We start from the raw sequence: 16,617 nt of genomic DNA, 5'->3' as shown, positions 1-16,617 counted from the left end.
CTTCTATGAATTAAACTTTTTAGAACATATATATAAGTTGCATTTATTTAGTGAGGTGAATATCTTATGAAGGCAAAATATATAGCTGAAAACGGAATAACTATAGCATTAACATTAATAGTACTTTATGCTGCTTCTATACTTCCAGTAAGCACTTTAACAATATTGACAATAGCTTCTTGCTTAATTCCTATCTCAATAATAAGAACTTCAATAAAAAATACTATATTAGTTTATGTAGCCTCAAGTATTCTTAGTTTATTTTTGATTCCAACCAATATTGCCGTCTATTATATATCATTCTTTGGGATTTATGGAATAGTAAAATATTTTTCAGAAAAACTTAGAAATATTCCACTGGAATTATTTTTTAAATTAATCGCTTTTAATGCATCGCTTCTAGTAATTTATTTTATTTTTACTAATCTTTTAGTCGATTTTAACATTGATTATCCTTTATATATGATATGGATTGCTGGGCAAATTGTACTTTTAGTTTATGATTACGCATTGACTATTATCATAAGTTTCTATTTGAAGCGAATACATAATAATATATAGATGAATTAAGAGTATAAGAAATAAATCATATTAATTTCTTATACTCTTAATATATATTTACATATACTTTTTAATATCCTCAGCCTAACTAATATCATTTCAATTACTTTCATGACTAATCAATTTATATTTCTGCTATTTTATAATCGCTTGGACTTTTTTATTACTACTCATATATTTCTATATTTCATAATCAAATTATTTAGAAATTCTACTGTTCTTATAGGTGCTTTTCCTATGGACGTTTCCCCTGCCAAAAGAAATCCAGTAGCTCCGATTTTTATGAAATTATATATGCTCTCTACTTCTGAAATCGATGGCATTTTTCCATTTTTCATGCTATTAAGGATATGCGTAGCTATAATTATCTCCTTATCTTTATCTCCTAGAACTTCTTTTATTATTCTTTCTTCATAAATAGGAGTATCTTCTATAGATGTTTCTGGAATCAAATCACCTCTGCCTATAACAATTCCATCTGCTTCACCTAAAATGCTTTTTATATTATTAACTCCATTTAATGTTTCTATTTTAGCCCAAATTTTAGGCTTAAATTGATTTGATTTTCTGTTATTTAGAAATAATTTAACATCATCAATATCTTTCTTTTCCTCAACGAACGATTGGCATATTATATCTACTTTATTGTTAACTCCCCAAACTATTGCGTCCTTATCATTTTCATTTAGTGGCAACTCTTTTCTTTCAAGATTCTTTATATTGCAACCCTTCCATTTTCTAATAACTCCTCCCCGAATTGTAGTTGCCTTTATTAATCCATCAACTTTATCTACGATATCAAAAGTCATCGTATTGTCCTTTATTCCTATTTGTTTATAATCTTTTTCATTCAAAATTTTGTTTTTTATATTTAATGGGATAACTTTAATTTTATTTTTACTATTTTTTACTACTTCACTATATTTGTCTTCTCCACAAAAATAAATTACTTCTCCATTATAAACTTTGAAAATATATTGGAATTTACCAGATACTCTTACCTTAGTTCCTGAAAGATCTAGCATTACTTGGATATCACTCTTTATATCTTTAGCCATTTTTAAAAATTCTAAAAATTCTTCTGCGCTTCCGTGTATAAAGTTAAATCGTAAAGCATTTACTCCACTCTCTATTATCCCTTTAAGTACTGCTCTATCTTTTACATTAGGGCCTACTGTTCCTATTATATACATAAACTAATCTCCCAAATTATCACTACTTTTTATTCATATTATAGAATCTTCGTAATTATCACTTATTGGCTAACTGAAAAGTTCTAAAAAATAACTAAAAGAATAAATTTAATAGTATATAACGTATTTCTAGGAGGTATACTTTTGAAAAAATTAACTTTTGCTTTCACAATTTTATTTCTCTGTTTCACCTTGAGCAGCTGTGCTCTTCAAAGTCCTAAATACATAAACTTTTCAGTAAAACCAAGTAATCATTATTATATTGATGAAATTAAAGCTAAAATTTTAAATAATCAAAACTTCACGCTTTATGTATTTGATACTAATCTATATAAGGAAATAGAAGTTCCAAGTGAAGAAAATTCAATAATTGAAGATTTTGTTTCAGCTCTAACAACTGTTAATTATTCTGACGAATCAGTTGATGCAAAAGAACCTTTCAGAATAAAAATACTTTTTGAAGATAATAGCCAGTATCTATTTAGGATTTTTAATGATTCAACTATATCTGTTTCACCTTGGGATGGGAATTATAAGGAAGATATTATATCAATTAAAGATTTACCGCTAAGATACAATCCATTCGATTTTTGTAATCATATAGCTAATAAACCTTTATCAAAATAGATATTTTTATAAAAAGATCATGGCACAATTGTTTTAATTTATATACACATAAGTTAGAAAATGTGAATATTAACTTATGTTATAAATATCCGCCACTAAGTTTTATTTTAGTATACTTGTATAAGTATCTTATGATATGATTATATTATTAAAATTTGCATAACATATTTTTATATTATTCCAAGTTAATCTACAATAAATTAGATAATTTTATTACTATAAACCTTAAATTAAATTGGAGGTTAAATTATATGCTTAAAGTGGACTTTCACGTTCATACATCTTCTTCAGATGGAACATTATCCCCTAAGGAAGTGGTTAAAAGGGCCCATGATAACAATGTTAAGTACTTAGCTATAACTGATCACGATACCTTAAGTGGTTTAGATAAAGCTATTGAAGAAAGCTTAAAATATGATATCACGCTAATTCCTGGAATTGAATTATCAACTCAACACAATAATGAAAGTGTACATCTTTTGGGATTCTTTAGAGATAATAACTTTAAAAATGATGATCTTATTAGAGAACTAACTAATATTAAGGATCATAGGATAATGAGAGCTAAACTTATGGTTGATAAGCTTAAAGATGAATTTAACATAGAAGTTAGTTTTGAAAAAATTCTAAAAGAAGCTAATGATACTATTGCAAGGCCTCATATTGCTAGAGAAATAGTCAATTGTGGATATCCTTATAACCTAGAGGAAGTTTTCAATAAATTTATTGGGAAAGGTTGTAAAGCATATGTCCCAACCTTAAAACTTTCTACTAGCGACGGATTGAAATTACTAAAAAGATATAATGCTCTTGTATTTTTAGCTCACCCTAAATTAATAAATGATTCTAATATTGATGAATTATTGCTAATGAATTTTGATGGGATTGAATCAATTTATTTTCAAAATACACAAGATGAAACTTCCAGATTCCTCTCTTTAGCAGATGAACACAATTTGTTAGTTTCTTGTGGTTCCGATTTTCACGGTGATTTAGAATCAGATGATCGTCATGGGGACATTGGCTGTATGCAATTTCCTAGTAACTATCTATCGAAATTTCTATCCGCTTTAGATCCACCACTATTATAATATTAGGTGATTAAATTAACTGTCAATAAAAAAAGATATTATCAGTCCTTAGACTTGATAATATCTTTTTTCTTAATTTATTGAGATTAAGCCTCTATTAAAAAAGCTTTATATCCATTCACTGTTTCAAATATATCAACTTTACTTGCAACTTCCCAAGGTGCATGCATATTGTGAAGTGCAACTCCACAATCTATTACTTCCATATTGTATTGAGCTAATATATATGCAATTGTTCCACCGCCACCAGCATCAACTTTTCCAAGCTCTGCAGTTTGAATTGAAACATTATGCTTTTCCATTATATTTCTAAGCTCTGCCATATACTCAGCACTAGCATCATTAGAACCTGATTTTCCTCTAGCTCCAGTATATTTGTTAAATACCATTCCTTTTCCAAAGAATGCAGAATTCTTCTTTTCCATTACTGATGGGTAATTAGGGTCAAAAGCTGCACTAACATCGGATGATAGCATCTTTGAATTAGTAAGACATCTTCTTAATTTAAGATCAGAATATCCCTCAATTCTATCAATGATTTCTGCAACTATATTTTCAAAAAATCTTGAGTGCATTCCAGTTGCTCCGATACTACCTACTTCTTCTTTGTCAACCAATAGACAGCAGCAAGTTTTATCAGGCTCTTTTATTTCAAACATAGCCATTAGTGAAGTATATGAACATACTCTATCATCATGCCCATAAGCCATAACCATACTTCTATCTAAACCATAATCTCTAGCCTTTCCAGCTGGTACAATCTCAATTTCAGCAGATAAAAAGTCTTCTTCTTCAAAATCATATTTTTCTTTTAATAACTTTAATATATTTCCCTTAACAGCATCTTTTTTGCTTCCCTTTAAAGGCATACTTCCAACTAATACATTAAGATCTTCACCTTCTACCACTTTGTCAGCTTTTTTGCCCATTTGATCTCCTGCTAAGTGAATTAAAAGATCAGATACTCCAACAACAGGATCATTATCATCTTCACCTATGCAAATATCTATTACAGTACCATCTTTCTTTGCTACTACTCCGTGTAATGCTAGTGGCAATGTAACCCATTGGTATTTTTTAATTCCACCGTAATAATGCGTATCAAGTAATGCTAACTCACTATCTTCATAAAGTGGATTTTGCTTTAAATCTAATCTTGGTGAATCAATGTGAGCTCCTAATATCTTTAGCCCCCTTTCTATAGATTCACTTCCTACAATAAACAACGCAACAGCTTTTCCTTTGTTATTTGCAAAAACCTTGTCGCCTGGTTTTAATTGTTTATTATTTTTTATAATTTCCTCTATATCTTCATAGCCTTCAGCTTTAGCTAATCTAAGTACTTCCTTAACACATTCTCTTTCAGTTTTACATTTAGACATAAAATTCTTATATCCTTCACAAAACTCGAATATGCTTTGAACTTCTTTCTCATCATATTTATTCCATGCATTTTTGCTTAAATCTTTTTTTTCATTTTCCATAGTCAATCCTCCTTTTGATGATAAATATATATCTCATATTCTAAGCATTTCAAATCATTTACTTAGACTTGAGTTATGTAAAAATAGTTACATACTATATTAATCATTAAGCTCATTCATTCTATTTTCTATTACATCAACTGGTGTAATTTTAGACATTAATGCGTGTCTATAATTTACTGCTGCTGCTTCTATAATAACCGCGATATTTCTACCTGGTCTAATAGGAACCGTTAATTTCTTCACGTTAATTCCTAGTATATTCATATATTCATTATCTATTCCTAGCCTATCATAATCATTGTCATCTTTCCAATGTTCAAAATGCATAACTAGCCTTATCTCTTTCTCTTGAACTACTGAACTTAATCCATATAGTGTTGTAACATCAATTATGCCAAGGCCTCTGACCTCTAACATTCCAACGGTTATTTTAGGTGATCTTCCTATTAGCTGTCCATCTATGTCCTTTATATCAACTGCATCATCTGTGACAAGTCTATGTCCCCTTTTTATCAACTCTAATGCAGTTTCACTCTTTCCTATTCCACTCTCTCCAGTAATCAATATTCCTATACCAGATACATCTACCAAAACTCCATGCAATCTTGTTTCTGGTGCAAGCTTATCAGCTAGATATATTGTAGTTTTGCTTATAAATTGTGTAGTAACTAAATTACTTCTAACAAACCATATATTGTGCTTTTTCGCTTCCTTTATAAACTCTGGATGTGGCTCCAATCCTCTAGTTATGATTAAGCAATTTATGTCAAAGCTAAAATATTTTTTAACTCTTTTTTTCCTTAATTCAATTTGCATATAATCTAAGAAGCTCCATTCTGCTTTACCTATAACCTGGATTCTCTCTGGAGCAAAATAATTATAAAGCCTGCAAGCTGTAGTCCCGGTCTATTTATATCATTTACTGAAATTTCAACATCTTCTTTTCCTTCTACAAGCACTTCTAAGTTTAAATCATCAATTAACTTTTTAACTAAAACACCCAATTATCATCATCCCTTTTTCTTATTGTTAAGTTCTATACCTTCTAATTGCGCTCTAAAATTTTTCTTAACATTATCTATATATCTTTTTCTTAATCTACTTTGCAAATCCTTCTCCTCATTACTTAATTCTCTTTCTTGACTAGTCTTATATAATGAATTGATTTTTTCTATAACTTCTTCTATTTTAGCCTTTTCAATGTCCATCATATTTTCATCCTTTCTATCCGTATATCAATAATTTTACCATTTAAAATAATATAATCAACCCGAATTTTTTCGACACCATTTATTCTTCTTCGTAATCGTTTGTCGAACACTTTGTCTGTAAAATATATACAATTATGTTCTATTCAGGTATGAATCTACTAGAAAAACAAATTATTAACCGTTTTATTAAACATTTCTGCAAATTATTGTCATTAATTGTATTATGAAATATTTTTACAAATTTTCTTTTCTTGTTTATAATAATCATATAACAAAAACCAAGTCTGATAAAAAGAGGTGTTAGTATGAAAACTTGGGTAATTTTTAAACTAAAATGTAATATTGTACTTAGGAAAAACCTACTTAACTTATTATTATTGTTTTTTTCACCAAGTAAAACATTTATAGTTGATTTATCTCAAAATTTGGACAAGTACATTGTCTTATATCAAAAAGAATTGATTTCAATATATTATAAGCAACATAACTCTAAATCTGTAAAAAACATAGCTGCTTAAAATATAGCAATAAATAAAATATAAAAATAGCTACTTTATAAGAACTAGAATATTTAATTATAACTTTAGTTTTATGTTAATATAACTGAATACCAAACTAGATATAGGTTTGGTATTTTCTTTTTAGTTTATATTTTATTGTACATAAAAAAACACCTCTAATAGAGGTGTTGAATTCAATCATAGCTCCCAACATGCCGTTCACCTATATATTCAAGTCCTGCGCCTCGCAGGTGGGTTAAACTCAATTCATTCCTGTCTTCTACTGACACAATACTGTGCTTTTAATGAAGCCTGACATTTATGAATATATTGTAAATCCCGATAATGTAATGTAGGTTGAATATCATAAGCTTTACGCACATCTCAGGAAATCTATGATTTAATTATAACATAAGGAAATATATTTTCAATAGTATTTTAATACCAGTTTTACTCATAGTAATCGTTTAAAATATCTTCCATTTCTATATCTGTTAACTCTTCAGAAAATGCTGCTATAAACTTGAAATATCCACTATTTCCATTTTCCATTCCGAATTCTTTATATTTAGATTCTAGTTCAAACTCATCTGATATTTCTTCAATTATTGATTCTACATTATCTACGGCAATATCTCTTAAGTAAGGAATGTAATATTCGTTATACCATTCATCACTTTCTGGTTCAAAATCACTTTCTTCAGTTGAGTATGCTTTTGCAGCGCTTAATTCTTCTTTGTCAAAGTCATAATAAAATTTTATTATCACATAATTGCTTTTGTGTTTTATTTCTTCAACATCTGCTAAATCATTGTCTTCCAAAAAATCAATTATTTCTGAACTCTTCATTAAATTTCACTCCTATTTAATACAATAATTTCTTATATTCTTTCTTTATTTCCTCAAATTCCTTATCATCTTCCACAAGGTTTAATTCTTCATTGCCTTCTTCATTAATATCTATTCTAAATGCAAACATATCATCACACTTTTCATCTACTGGTGATAGTAACAAATATCCTTGTTCTTCTAAATATATCTTTGCAATAGCTTCAAAATCAACTTTATTTCCATTTTCATCTTTAAACGACATTATTTCTTTTTCTTCCAAAATGTTCACCTCATTGTATTCTAATTTGAAATTGTTTTTCTTAAGATTCTTAGTCAAATAACATTTAACATACTTCTCAATTTTACAACTTTAAATTTATTCTATCCTTATTATATGATATTTAGTATTTTTGTCTATATCTTTTTTATTATTTTCTATAACTTTCCATATAATTTTAAAAAACAAAGCTGAATGCATGTAAATATAATGCACTCAGCTTTAAATATGAACGGCTCTATTATATTCTATAAATTATAAGTACTAATTATCCTTATCTCTGTAAAGCTCTTTGAGTCTTGAATTCTCCAAAAACATTATAAATGTTTTTCTTTCTTGCTTTTGCCATAGCTTTAACTATTGCATATGCTATTATGCTATCTGCTGAATGATGCAATATTGCACCAACAACTGTAATGATCAATGCAGGATAAACGGCAACTGAAAATCCTATAAATGGTATTGTAACTAAAGCCTCTAAGATTCCATGGATTGGAGCTGTTATTGCTATTGCCTTAACATAGCTTTTATTTTTCATAATTATCATTGCTCCAACATATCCTACAACTATATGAGTTGCTGCCCTTGCCACTACTGGCGCTGGTGTTCCAGCTATTAAAAATCCAATTGTAGAGCCTATTCCAACTACAGCTGCCACAAAAGGCGATATCAACATTGATAACATCATAGGTACATGAGCCGCTAATGTTGCAGTAAAGTATGGTGGAATAACTATTCTTAAAAATCCAAACTGAATAGGAATTATTATTGCTAATGCTGTAAGTAATCCGGCATACACCATTTGTTTTATTTTATTATTCATTATATTTTCTCCTCCTCTTGCATCACATGTATATACACTAGTATATAGCATGTCTAATTATAAGTAAATGCATTTGACAAAATATATTTGTATTTATATTTCAAACTTAAGCTTATTTATGTAGCACTATCATAATATTGAATTTATTTCATTTAACTCTTATAATTGTAATTATGTTAAATTTAATATTTAGTAATCTTTACTCATATTATCTTTAAAATTTTTTAATTTATACAAGGAGATTTACGATGGAAAATATATATATTCTCGGAACTGGTTCCGCAATGGTTACAAAATGCTATAATACATGTTTTACTTTATCTAACGAAGACGAGCACTTCCTTATTGATGCAGGTGGTGGTAATACAATCCTATCAAATCTAGAAAAGTTAAATATATCAATTAATAAAATACATAATATGTTTATATCTCATAATCATAATGATCATATACTAGGAAGCGTTTGGGTTATCCGTGCTGTAGCACAAAGCATACTAAATGATAAATACTCTGGAAATTTAAATATCTATTGCCACAAAACTTCAATAGATGCTATAAAATCAATTTCTTCATTTGTGCTTCAAAAAAAATTTTTAAAATTATTTGATGATAGAATATTATTTAATGGAATTGAGGATAACTATACAGCAACTATATTAAATAGAAAAACTACTTTCTTCGATATAAAAAGCACAAAAGATCTCCAACATGGATTCACAACAACATTAAATAACGGTAAGTCTCTAACATTTTTAGGTGACGAACCTTATAGAGAAACTGTGAAGAAATATTGTGCTAATGTAGATTATTTATTCCATGAAGCATTTTGCCTTTACTCTCAAAAAGAAATATTCAAACCATATGAAAAACACCATGCTACCGCAAAAGACGCTTGCAAAAATGCACAGGATTTAAATGTTAAGAATGTTATTTTATATCATACAGAAGATAAAAATCTAAAGAATAGAAAAGAATTGTACATAAATGAAGGTAAAGAGGAGTTCAGCGGAAAGATATACATGCCTGATGATTTAGATATAATAGAATTATAATATTTTATAATTTAGCTTTAGTATAAATTCTTGTAATTTAAAAGGTTGTCCTATGCATTTTTAATGCATAGGATAACCCTTTAAATATTAGTTTCTTAATTTATTATTTACTATGAAAGTACTCTTCTTGCAATTTCTACTGATTCCTTTGCATCTTTGGCATAGAAGTCTGCACCTATTCTTTCTGCTGTATCTTTTGTAAGTACTGCTCCACCAACAAATATCTTTCCATTGTACCCATCTTCCCTTAGCGCTTTTATCGTTTCCTCCATGCTTTTAAGTGTCGTTGTCATAAGCGCACTTAATCCAATTAAAGATGCATTATGTTTTTTTGCTTCCTCTACAACAGTCTTTATAGGTACATCCTTCCCTAAATCTATCATTTCATAGCCATAGTTTTCTAAGATAACTTTTACTATATTTTTACCTATATCATGAATATCTCCTTTTACTGTAGCTACAATTATCTTACCCTTTGATATAGTTTGAGAATTAGTTCTAGATATTTCTTCCTTCAAAATGGTAAATGAATTTTTTACCGTTTCAGCTGCTTGAATTAGCTGCGGTAAAAAAAGTTCCCCTTTTTCATATTTTTCTCCAACCATATCTAATGCTGGAATTAAATACTCATTAACTATTTCAAGCTCCTTCTTTTCTTTTAATAATTCAACAGTGGCTTGCTTCGCCTCTTCTTTTAGTCCTTTAACGACAATATACTTTAAATCATGAACTGTATTTATATTTGAATTAATCTTTGCTGCTCCATTACCTTTAATAGTGACTTCTCTTGATAATTCTACATTTGCATAATTATTAATATAACTTTCAGCGCCTTTATCATAATTATATAAAACATTGTAAGAATCAATAACTCTAGTCATTCCATTCACATTAGGATTAATTATTGGTAAATCTAGCCCATTGGCAAGAGCTAGAGCCAAGAAAGTCTCATTAATTAATTCTCTATTAGGAAGGCCAAACGATATATTTGAAACTCCAAGTACTGTTTTAACTCCTAATTTCTCTTTAACCATTCTTACAGCTTTTAAAGTTTCTTGAACTTCCTTCTGCTGAGCTGACACAGTTAAAACTAAACAATCTATAAATACATCTTCTTTTCTTATTCCGTATTCCGCTGCTTTACTTATTATTTTTTCTGCAATCTCAAATCTTTCTTCTGCTTTTGTTGGAATCCCTCTTTCATCTAATGTCAAACCTACTACACTTGCTCCGTATTTTTTTACTATAGGAAGTATTCTATCTAAAACTTCATCTTCTCCATTTACAGAATTCAATATAGGTTTTCCATTATAATATCTGAGCCCTGTCTCTATTGCTTTATGATCAGAAGAATCTATTTGAAGTGGTGTATCCATGATGCCTTGAATCTCTCTAATTACTTTATGCATCATATCTGCTTCATCAATTTCAGGTAATCCTACATTAACGTCTAGAATGTGAGCTCCAACTTCTATTTGAGAAACTGCTTGATTTAATATATAATCTAGATCTCCATTTTTTAAAGCTTCCTTAAATATCTTTTTGCCTGTAGGGTTAATTCGCTCACCTATTATTCTAACACCATCTATCCTTACTACTTTTGACGGTGTACAAACTGCAGAATAATATTCTTTTTCCATGGACACAAGTTTCTTATTTCTCGTTATTTTATACAATTCCTCGATATATTCTGGACTTGTTCCACAACATCCACCTATCACTCTTACCCCCAGGTCAATGAATCCACATAAAGTATCTGCAAATTCTTCTTTAGTAACATCATATTTTGTTTCATTACCTATTGATAGTGTTGGAAGTCCTGCATTAGGCTGAACCATTACTGGAATATGTGATAAGCTGCATATCTTTTCAACAATTGGTTTTAGCTGCTTTGGCCCCAAAGAGCAATTAACGCCAAGTGCATCTACTCCTAATCCTTCTAATACAAGTACCATGGCTTCTGGAGTACATCCGGTGAATGTTCTCAAATTTTCTTCAAATGTAATTGTACAAAATATTGGCAAACTTGAATTTTCCTTTGCTGCAAGCACTGCGGCCTTAAGTTCGTATAAATCTGTCATTGTTTCAATTAAAATTATATCAACACCAGATTTAACCCCTTGAATTATTTGTCGTTTAAAAATTTCATACGCTCTGTCAAAACTTAGAGTTCCCATAGGCTCTAAAAGTTCCCCTATAGGACCTACATCCAGTGCTATATATGTTTCACTATTTCCTTTAGCTTTTTTTGCGATATTAACTGCCGCATCTATTGCTTCTTCAACTACTAAGCCACAAAGTTTTAGTTTAAGCTCATTAGCGCCAAAAGTATTAGTAGTTATTACATTAGCACCGCTAGATATATATTTTCTATGAATTTCTTCTATTATATATGGCTCTTTTAGATTTAAAATTTCAGGATTTTCTCCTAATTTCAGCCCTTTCTTTTGAAGCATTGTTCCCATAGCTCCGTCAAATATTAATATGTTATTTTTTATATATTCCCTAAGCCCCACAGATTTCTCCCTCTCTTCTAAAACTGCAATTTTTGTAGTTAGTACATTTTTTGCAGCTCTTTATTTTCTTTTTACTTCCACTATTTATTATCCCTATTATTGCTGTAACAGATTTCCTAGGAAATAGTAAATTGTTTTCTGATACAGTAAGTCCAATTTTTTTCTGAGCATCTAATGCCCTTAAAAAGCTACTTTGAACATCTAACGGCAAATCTCCATAACCTGGACTATACCTAAAAGTTATATCCTTATTATTCAATATAGCTTTTTCCTTAACAATCCTTTCTACATAATCACATACTTCCTCTACTGCCGTTGTAGCACAAGCATCTAATATAAGTGCTTTTGTTAAATTTATTTTTTCATATAATCTCGTTTTTCTTTCCACATCATTTCCCAAAGTTACTGCCATTAATACGCACTGTTTTGAATCTTTAAGATGCTCTTTTATATCTTTTCCATATAAAATTAGTTTTGTATTAACAACCTCTATAGCCTCATCAATCTGTATTATATCTTTATATTCATACATAAATCTTGGGGTAATTATCTTCTTGATTTCTTCTCTACATTCCTCAATAAGATTTACAATATTTTCATCTATATCCTGTCCTTTATATCCAAGATACCTAAGTACTTCATTCTTGTTTATCTGTAGTTTCAAATCTCCCATATATTAATCACCACCTTATTAATCTCAAAGCACTGCCATGTCCTATAAATTTTCATTGTTACTCTTTACAATTATTTATATAATCTTTCTTTTTGATAATTTATTTTAACAAAAAAAGCCTAAAGGTATTCCTTTAGGCTTAAATGCTTTTCAATACCTTATCTACCAGCTTTTACGCTGCAGGATTTAGCACCAAGTAATTCTATAAAATTTACCGGTTGCTGGGTTTCTTCGGGCCAGTCCCTCCACCACTCTTGATAAGTTCCTATATTTTTTAATTATATATTATAATATCTTGTTTGTAAATGTTTCATCTTTAACTTTAAATACTTCACTTAAAATATAAAATGTCTAAATATACTAACTTTATCTTTTAATTAACAGCAATATTATAGAAATCGCACTAAAAGATAAACTTATTAACATTATGTAATTTACGACTTGTACAGTAGTAAGACCTCTTTTCTCTAATCTAAAATGTATCTGGCTTCTATCTGCTTGATACACTGGTTTCCCTTCCGAGAATCTTTTAACAATGACAAATAAATTATCAAATATAGGTACTGCTAAAGCAAGTATTGGTATAAATAGACTTAAAACAGTTGCCTGTTTAAATGCCCCCTCCAATGCTGTTATACTTAAAATAAATCCTAAAAAATTAGCTCCAGAATCTCCCATAAAAACTTTTGCCGGGAATCTATTATAATACAAAAATCCCAAAATTGTTCCAACTAACATTATAGATACTAATGCAGAATCACTTTGTTCTAATATAATTGCTGCTAAGAAAAATGTTATTGCAGATATGAGGGATAACCCTCCTGCCAATCCATCCATACCATCAGACCAGTTAATTACAGTTGTAACTCCAAATATCCAAGTTATTGTAAGGATAAATTGTATTGTAGTGTTCAACTCTACATAACTGCCTGTAAAAGGATTTGTAAATCCTTGAAAAAAAACACCTGCCTTAAACACTAAGATTGCAGATAATAGCTGAATAACTAATCTTGGAAATATAGCAAATTCTTTTCCTTTAGTCTTATACCAGTCATCTATTAAACCAATTATTATTATCATTGTTGCTGCAACAAAAACAGTTAATTGTTGTAGCAGCTTCATATCATCCCTTGGGAATATAAAATATGAAACAAAAAAACCAAAATACAATGCTAAACCTCCACATAGTGGTGTTGGCACTTTATGTTGTTTTCTTTTGCTGGGCTTATCCGTGAAATGTAATTTGTTAGCTAGTTTCATAAGAAATGGCATGGTAATTAATGCAGTTATAAGTGAAATTACCATTGCTAATACATAATCCATCTTTCCTACTCCTTAGTTAAATCTACAGTAGTAAATTATATCCAAGTATTCCATCTTGGTTTACTTCCTATTTGATTATACTATTAAAGATATCTTATATCAATTACAAAATTATTACGGTATAATTAAAAACTAAGAACATAATTTTTTTCCTTTTAAAATACTACTTCTTTTTCACCTTTAGTTGTATTCCAATATTCAAAACTAACGCAATAGCTAATAAAACTAATGCAACTAACACGATATTATGTAAACCACCGTACATAATCTGCTTCAATTGTAGAGCTTCCTTTTTAAAACATTGATATATATTCTATTAACACCTCGATAGAAAGCCCTGGTCCACGCATACACTTCATAAAATGAACCCAATTACAATCTTCATCAGTATAATCTCTTATACCACTTGAATTCCTAGACACCGGAGGAATCAATTCAAAATCGGATTTTTTTAAAATGACAATAGATTTAAATTTAAATATTAACATATGTTTATATTTAAATATTATCAAAGATATATATTTTCAAACATATATAGTTAAATATTTATATACTTTAATATTTAACTATTAAAATATATAAATATTTATAGGAAACATCAGGGGTTGGACCCATTTCAATAATTTGGATACATTTTCTAGGTTAAATCATTCTCGTTATTAGATCTTTTGTCTTGACCATTTGTTTATAAAGTTTATAGTTTCATTCCAACAATTTATATTTGCCTTTGCAAAACCATCTATATCGTCTGGATATTTATTTGAAGGATATATAGATTGATACGGTACAGTTAGCATATGTCCAGATTTTTCGTATGTGATATGTTTATATTCATGTTTAAAATGAGCTTTTCTAAGCAATTCCACGATTATTTCACAGTGAGTTTTAGAAGGCCAAATTTTATCTTTTAAAGATGAAGCCATAAGAATTGGTCCGTTTATTTTTTCTACTGGAATCATAGCTTCATAAACATTTCCATCCTCAATGAGCTTCCTGTACATCCAAGCCATAGCTTCTTTATTTCCTATCATCATTTTTACAAGTGTCTGAATCAAAATAGAGAAACTAAATTTTATATATGGTATTTCTCTCCTTTTGTACATCCACGATGAATGTTTAGAAGGAAACTTATTAGCTTTTAACCCCTCATAAACATAACAGCTTGGCGTATTAGCAATGACGCAACTTATGTCTTTAAAAATAGATGCGGCAAGTAAAACCATTTCTCCACCTTTAGATCTACCATAAATTCCAATCTTATTTTTGGCCACTGTAGATTGTTTTTTTAACCAATCTATCGCATTTTCAACACATTCAAGCTCCACACAGCTTAAACTTTTATTAGTTCCTTCAAGACCAAAATAACATACAGCTAGTGCTGAATATCCGTGCATTGCAAATATTCCAGCAATTGCCTGTGCCTTTTCAAGTCTACCATCGCTTCCACTCAAAACAATAATCGCTGGCTTGGGTATATTTTCCTTTGAAGTAAAATATCTTCCTAAAAGTTTATCTTCTACTACATCTACACTTGAAATAAATTCATCACAATAAATTCTTTTATGTGTTTTTGACGCAATAACTCTTCCATTACGCTCTACCTGAAAGGTCATTGTATAATCTCTGTTCTCTCCAATATCACTTAATCTTATAGGAATTTTAGTTTTATAGTTTTCTTTTACAGTCATAGAATAGAAAAGCCCCATTTTATCTGCCTCTTTATATGTTCCCTCAACAGGCTTAGCATTTTCTAAATCTATAGTTCCACTTTCATCCGCCACAAAAACCGCATAAGATTCCCACTCTGCTTTATTCCCTACATCAAATATAGAAGTATTTATGCAATAATAATCATTGCTTAAGGCGCGAATTAATACTCTTTCATTTTTTAAAAGTCCACTTATTTTTATTGTTACAGGTTCATCAACTTTTGATGTTTCAGGCATAATACTTATCGTACAATTATTCTCCATTAACCTCTCCCCCAAATATTAACTCTTTCTTCATAGCCAGTCCAATTGCTGCCATCATAGTTTGCTATTTTTTTCAACAAATCCCACAAATTTTCTAGTTCCTTTTCCTCAAGGTCATTAAACATATCTTTTAAAAATTTATTTCCTTTTTCGTAATACTCTCCCATAATTTCTCTACATTCTTTAGTTATTTTTATATTTATAGCACGTTTATCTTTTTCATTTTTCTCCAAAAGCACATAGTTCTTTTTTTGTAAGCTATCAATAATGTGCTTTACGTTCTGTTTTGTACATCCCATCTTATCTGCTATTTTGCTATAAGATGCATTGTCTTCTGGTAAATGTGAAATTGTCAAAAGCACCATCCATTGACGTACAGTTATTCTTTCATCCATCTTATCCCCTTGTACTTGAATCTTGTTTGATAAATAGAAAATTGTTGAAAAAATTTGCTGTATATAATATTCGTTCACTTTTTT

General features: G+C 29.3%; 16 protein-coding genes, 1 other RNA gene, 2 pseudogenes and 1 riboswitch. Of the genes and pseudogenes, 5 read left to right on the top strand and 14 right to left on the bottom strand.

Annotation, left to right across the window (positions count from 1 at the left end; genetic code table 11):
• The first annotated feature begins 66 nt into the window (after positions 1 to 66).
• Positions 67 to 561, top strand: a complete 495-nt coding sequence (locus AXY43_RS22065; RefSeq protein WP_011968745.1) for a hypothetical protein — start codon at positions 67 to 69, stop codon at positions 559 to 561.
• Between the two features lie 170 nt (positions 562 to 731).
• On the opposite strand, the gene AXY43_RS22060 is transcribed toward AXY43_RS22065, so the two are convergent.
• Positions 732 to 1,754: a pyruvate kinase gene (locus AXY43_RS22060; protein WP_105412157.1), complete on the bottom strand. Its 1,023-nt coding sequence runs from the start codon at positions 1,752 to 1,754 to the stop codon at positions 732 to 734.
• A 144-nt stretch (positions 1,755 to 1,898) separates the two neighbouring features.
• Here AXY43_RS22060 and AXY43_RS22055 point away from each other — a divergent pair, with 144 nt between their 5' ends.
• Both AXY43_RS22055 and AXY43_RS22050 read left to right on the top strand, forming a co-directional pair.
• Positions 1,899 to 2,381, top strand: coding sequence for a DUF4883 family protein (locus tag AXY43_RS22055; protein ID WP_077855359.1), 483 nt, complete (start codon positions 1,899 to 1,901; stop codon positions 2,379 to 2,381).
• Positions 2,382 to 2,632: 251 nt separating this feature from the next.
• Positions 2,633 to 3,472 carry a PHP domain-containing protein gene (locus tag AXY43_RS22050; protein WP_023974224.1) on the top strand — a complete coding sequence of 280 codons (840 nt, stop codon included), beginning with the start codon at positions 2,633 to 2,635 and terminating at the stop codon, positions 3,470 to 3,472.
• Positions 3,473 to 3,558: 86 nt separating this feature from the next.
• On the opposite strand, the gene AXY43_RS22045 is transcribed toward AXY43_RS22050, so the two are convergent.
• The 3 genes and pseudogenes from AXY43_RS22045 to AXY43_RS22035 form a co-directional block, all read right to left on the bottom strand.
• Complete coding sequence (locus tag AXY43_RS22045) at positions 3,559 to 4,956, bottom strand: aminopeptidase (protein ID WP_105412156.1); 1,398 nt, start codon at positions 4,954 to 4,956, stop codon at positions 3,559 to 3,561.
• A 99-nt stretch (positions 4,957 to 5,055) separates the two neighbouring features.
• Positions 5,056 to 5,963, bottom strand: a pseudogene (gene hprK, locus AXY43_RS22040) (HPr(Ser) kinase/phosphatase).
• A 6-nt stretch (positions 5,964 to 5,969) separates the two neighbouring features.
• Complete coding sequence (locus AXY43_RS22035) at positions 5,970 to 6,167, bottom strand: DUF896 domain-containing protein (protein ID WP_023974226.1); 198 nt, start codon at positions 6,165 to 6,167, stop codon at positions 5,970 to 5,972.
• Between the two features lie 308 nt (positions 6,168 to 6,475).
• On the opposite strand from AXY43_RS22035, the gene AXY43_RS22030 reads away from it, so the two are divergent.
• Positions 6,476 to 6,688 carry a hypothetical protein gene (locus tag AXY43_RS22030; protein ID WP_017211484.1) on the top strand — a complete coding sequence of 71 codons (213 nt, stop codon included), beginning with the start codon at positions 6,476 to 6,478 and terminating at the stop codon, positions 6,686 to 6,688.
• Positions 6,689 to 6,870: 182 nt separating this feature from the next.
• On the opposite strand, the gene ssrS is transcribed toward AXY43_RS22030, so the two are convergent.
• From ssrS to AXY43_RS22010, 4 genes are all read right to left on the bottom strand, one after another.
• Positions 6,871 to 7,064, bottom strand: a non-coding RNA gene (ssrS, locus tag AXY43_RS22025) — 6S RNA.
• A 56-nt stretch (positions 7,065 to 7,120) separates the two neighbouring features.
• Positions 7,121 to 7,519, bottom strand: coding sequence for a hypothetical protein (locus tag AXY43_RS22020; protein WP_011968738.1), 399 nt, complete (start codon positions 7,517 to 7,519; stop codon positions 7,121 to 7,123).
• A 16-nt stretch (positions 7,520 to 7,535) separates the two neighbouring features.
• Positions 7,536 to 7,781, bottom strand: coding sequence for a DUF1292 domain-containing protein (locus AXY43_RS22015; RefSeq protein ID WP_011968737.1), 246 nt, complete (start codon positions 7,779 to 7,781; stop codon positions 7,536 to 7,538).
• A gap of 271 nt (positions 7,782 to 8,052) precedes the next feature.
• Positions 8,053 to 8,601, bottom strand: a complete 549-nt coding sequence (locus AXY43_RS22010) for a hypothetical protein (RefSeq protein ID WP_023974228.1) — start codon at positions 8,599 to 8,601, stop codon at positions 8,053 to 8,055.
• A gap of 248 nt (positions 8,602 to 8,849) precedes the next feature.
• On the opposite strand from AXY43_RS22010, the gene AXY43_RS22005 reads away from it, so the two are divergent.
• Positions 8,850 to 9,653, top strand: a complete 804-nt coding sequence (locus tag AXY43_RS22005; protein WP_023974229.1) for an MBL fold metallo-hydrolase — start codon at positions 8,850 to 8,852, stop codon at positions 9,651 to 9,653.
• A gap of 110 nt (positions 9,654 to 9,763) precedes the next feature.
• Here the strand turns inward: AXY43_RS22005 and AXY43_RS22000 are convergent, their stop codons facing one another.
• From AXY43_RS22000 to AXY43_RS21975, 6 genes and pseudogenes are all read right to left on the bottom strand, one after another.
• A complete protein-coding gene (locus AXY43_RS22000) occupies positions 9,764 to 12,169 on the bottom strand; it encodes a homocysteine S-methyltransferase family protein (RefSeq protein ID WP_105412155.1) in 2,406 nt (801 codons plus the stop codon).
• The gene (locus tag AXY43_RS21995; RefSeq protein WP_105412154.1) at positions 12,159 to 12,842 is read right to left on the bottom strand and encodes a vitamin B12 dependent-methionine synthase activation domain-containing protein; all 684 of its coding nucleotides are present in this window, start codon (positions 12,840 to 12,842) and stop codon (positions 12,159 to 12,161) included. Before AXY43_RS21995 ends, AXY43_RS22000 begins: the two co-directional genes overlap by 11 nt.
• Before the next feature lie 155 nt (positions 12,843 to 12,997).
• Positions 12,998 to 13,106: riboswitch (SAM riboswitch) on the bottom strand.
• Between the two features lie 102 nt (positions 13,107 to 13,208).
• Positions 13,209 to 14,165, bottom strand: coding sequence for an MraY family glycosyltransferase (locus tag AXY43_RS21990; RefSeq protein ID WP_105412153.1), 957 nt, complete (start codon positions 14,163 to 14,165; stop codon positions 13,209 to 13,211).
• 296 nt (positions 14,166 to 14,461) lie between these two features.
• Positions 14,462 to 14,599 (bottom strand): annotated as a pseudogene (locus tag AXY43_RS21985) (MerR family transcriptional regulator); the annotation flags it as partial.
• Positions 14,600 to 14,824: 225 nt separating this feature from the next.
• Positions 14,825 to 16,138: an acyl-CoA thioester hydrolase/BAAT C-terminal domain-containing protein gene (locus AXY43_RS21980; protein WP_077867997.1), complete on the bottom strand. Its 1,314-nt coding sequence runs from the start codon at positions 16,136 to 16,138 to the stop codon at positions 14,825 to 14,827.
• A complete protein-coding gene (locus tag AXY43_RS21975; RefSeq protein ID WP_077305554.1) occupies positions 16,138 to 16,611 on the bottom strand; it encodes a MarR family winged helix-turn-helix transcriptional regulator in 474 nt (157 codons plus the stop codon). Before AXY43_RS21975 ends, AXY43_RS21980 begins: the two co-directional genes overlap by 1 nt.
• Positions 16,612 to 16,617: the final 6 nt, after the last annotated feature.

This window comes from Clostridium sp. MF28 (assembly GCF_002969175.1).
GTDB lineage: Bacteria > Bacillota > Clostridia > Clostridiales > Clostridiaceae > Clostridium > Clostridium beijerinckii.
This window is presented reverse-complemented; position numbering and strand designations above follow the sequence as displayed.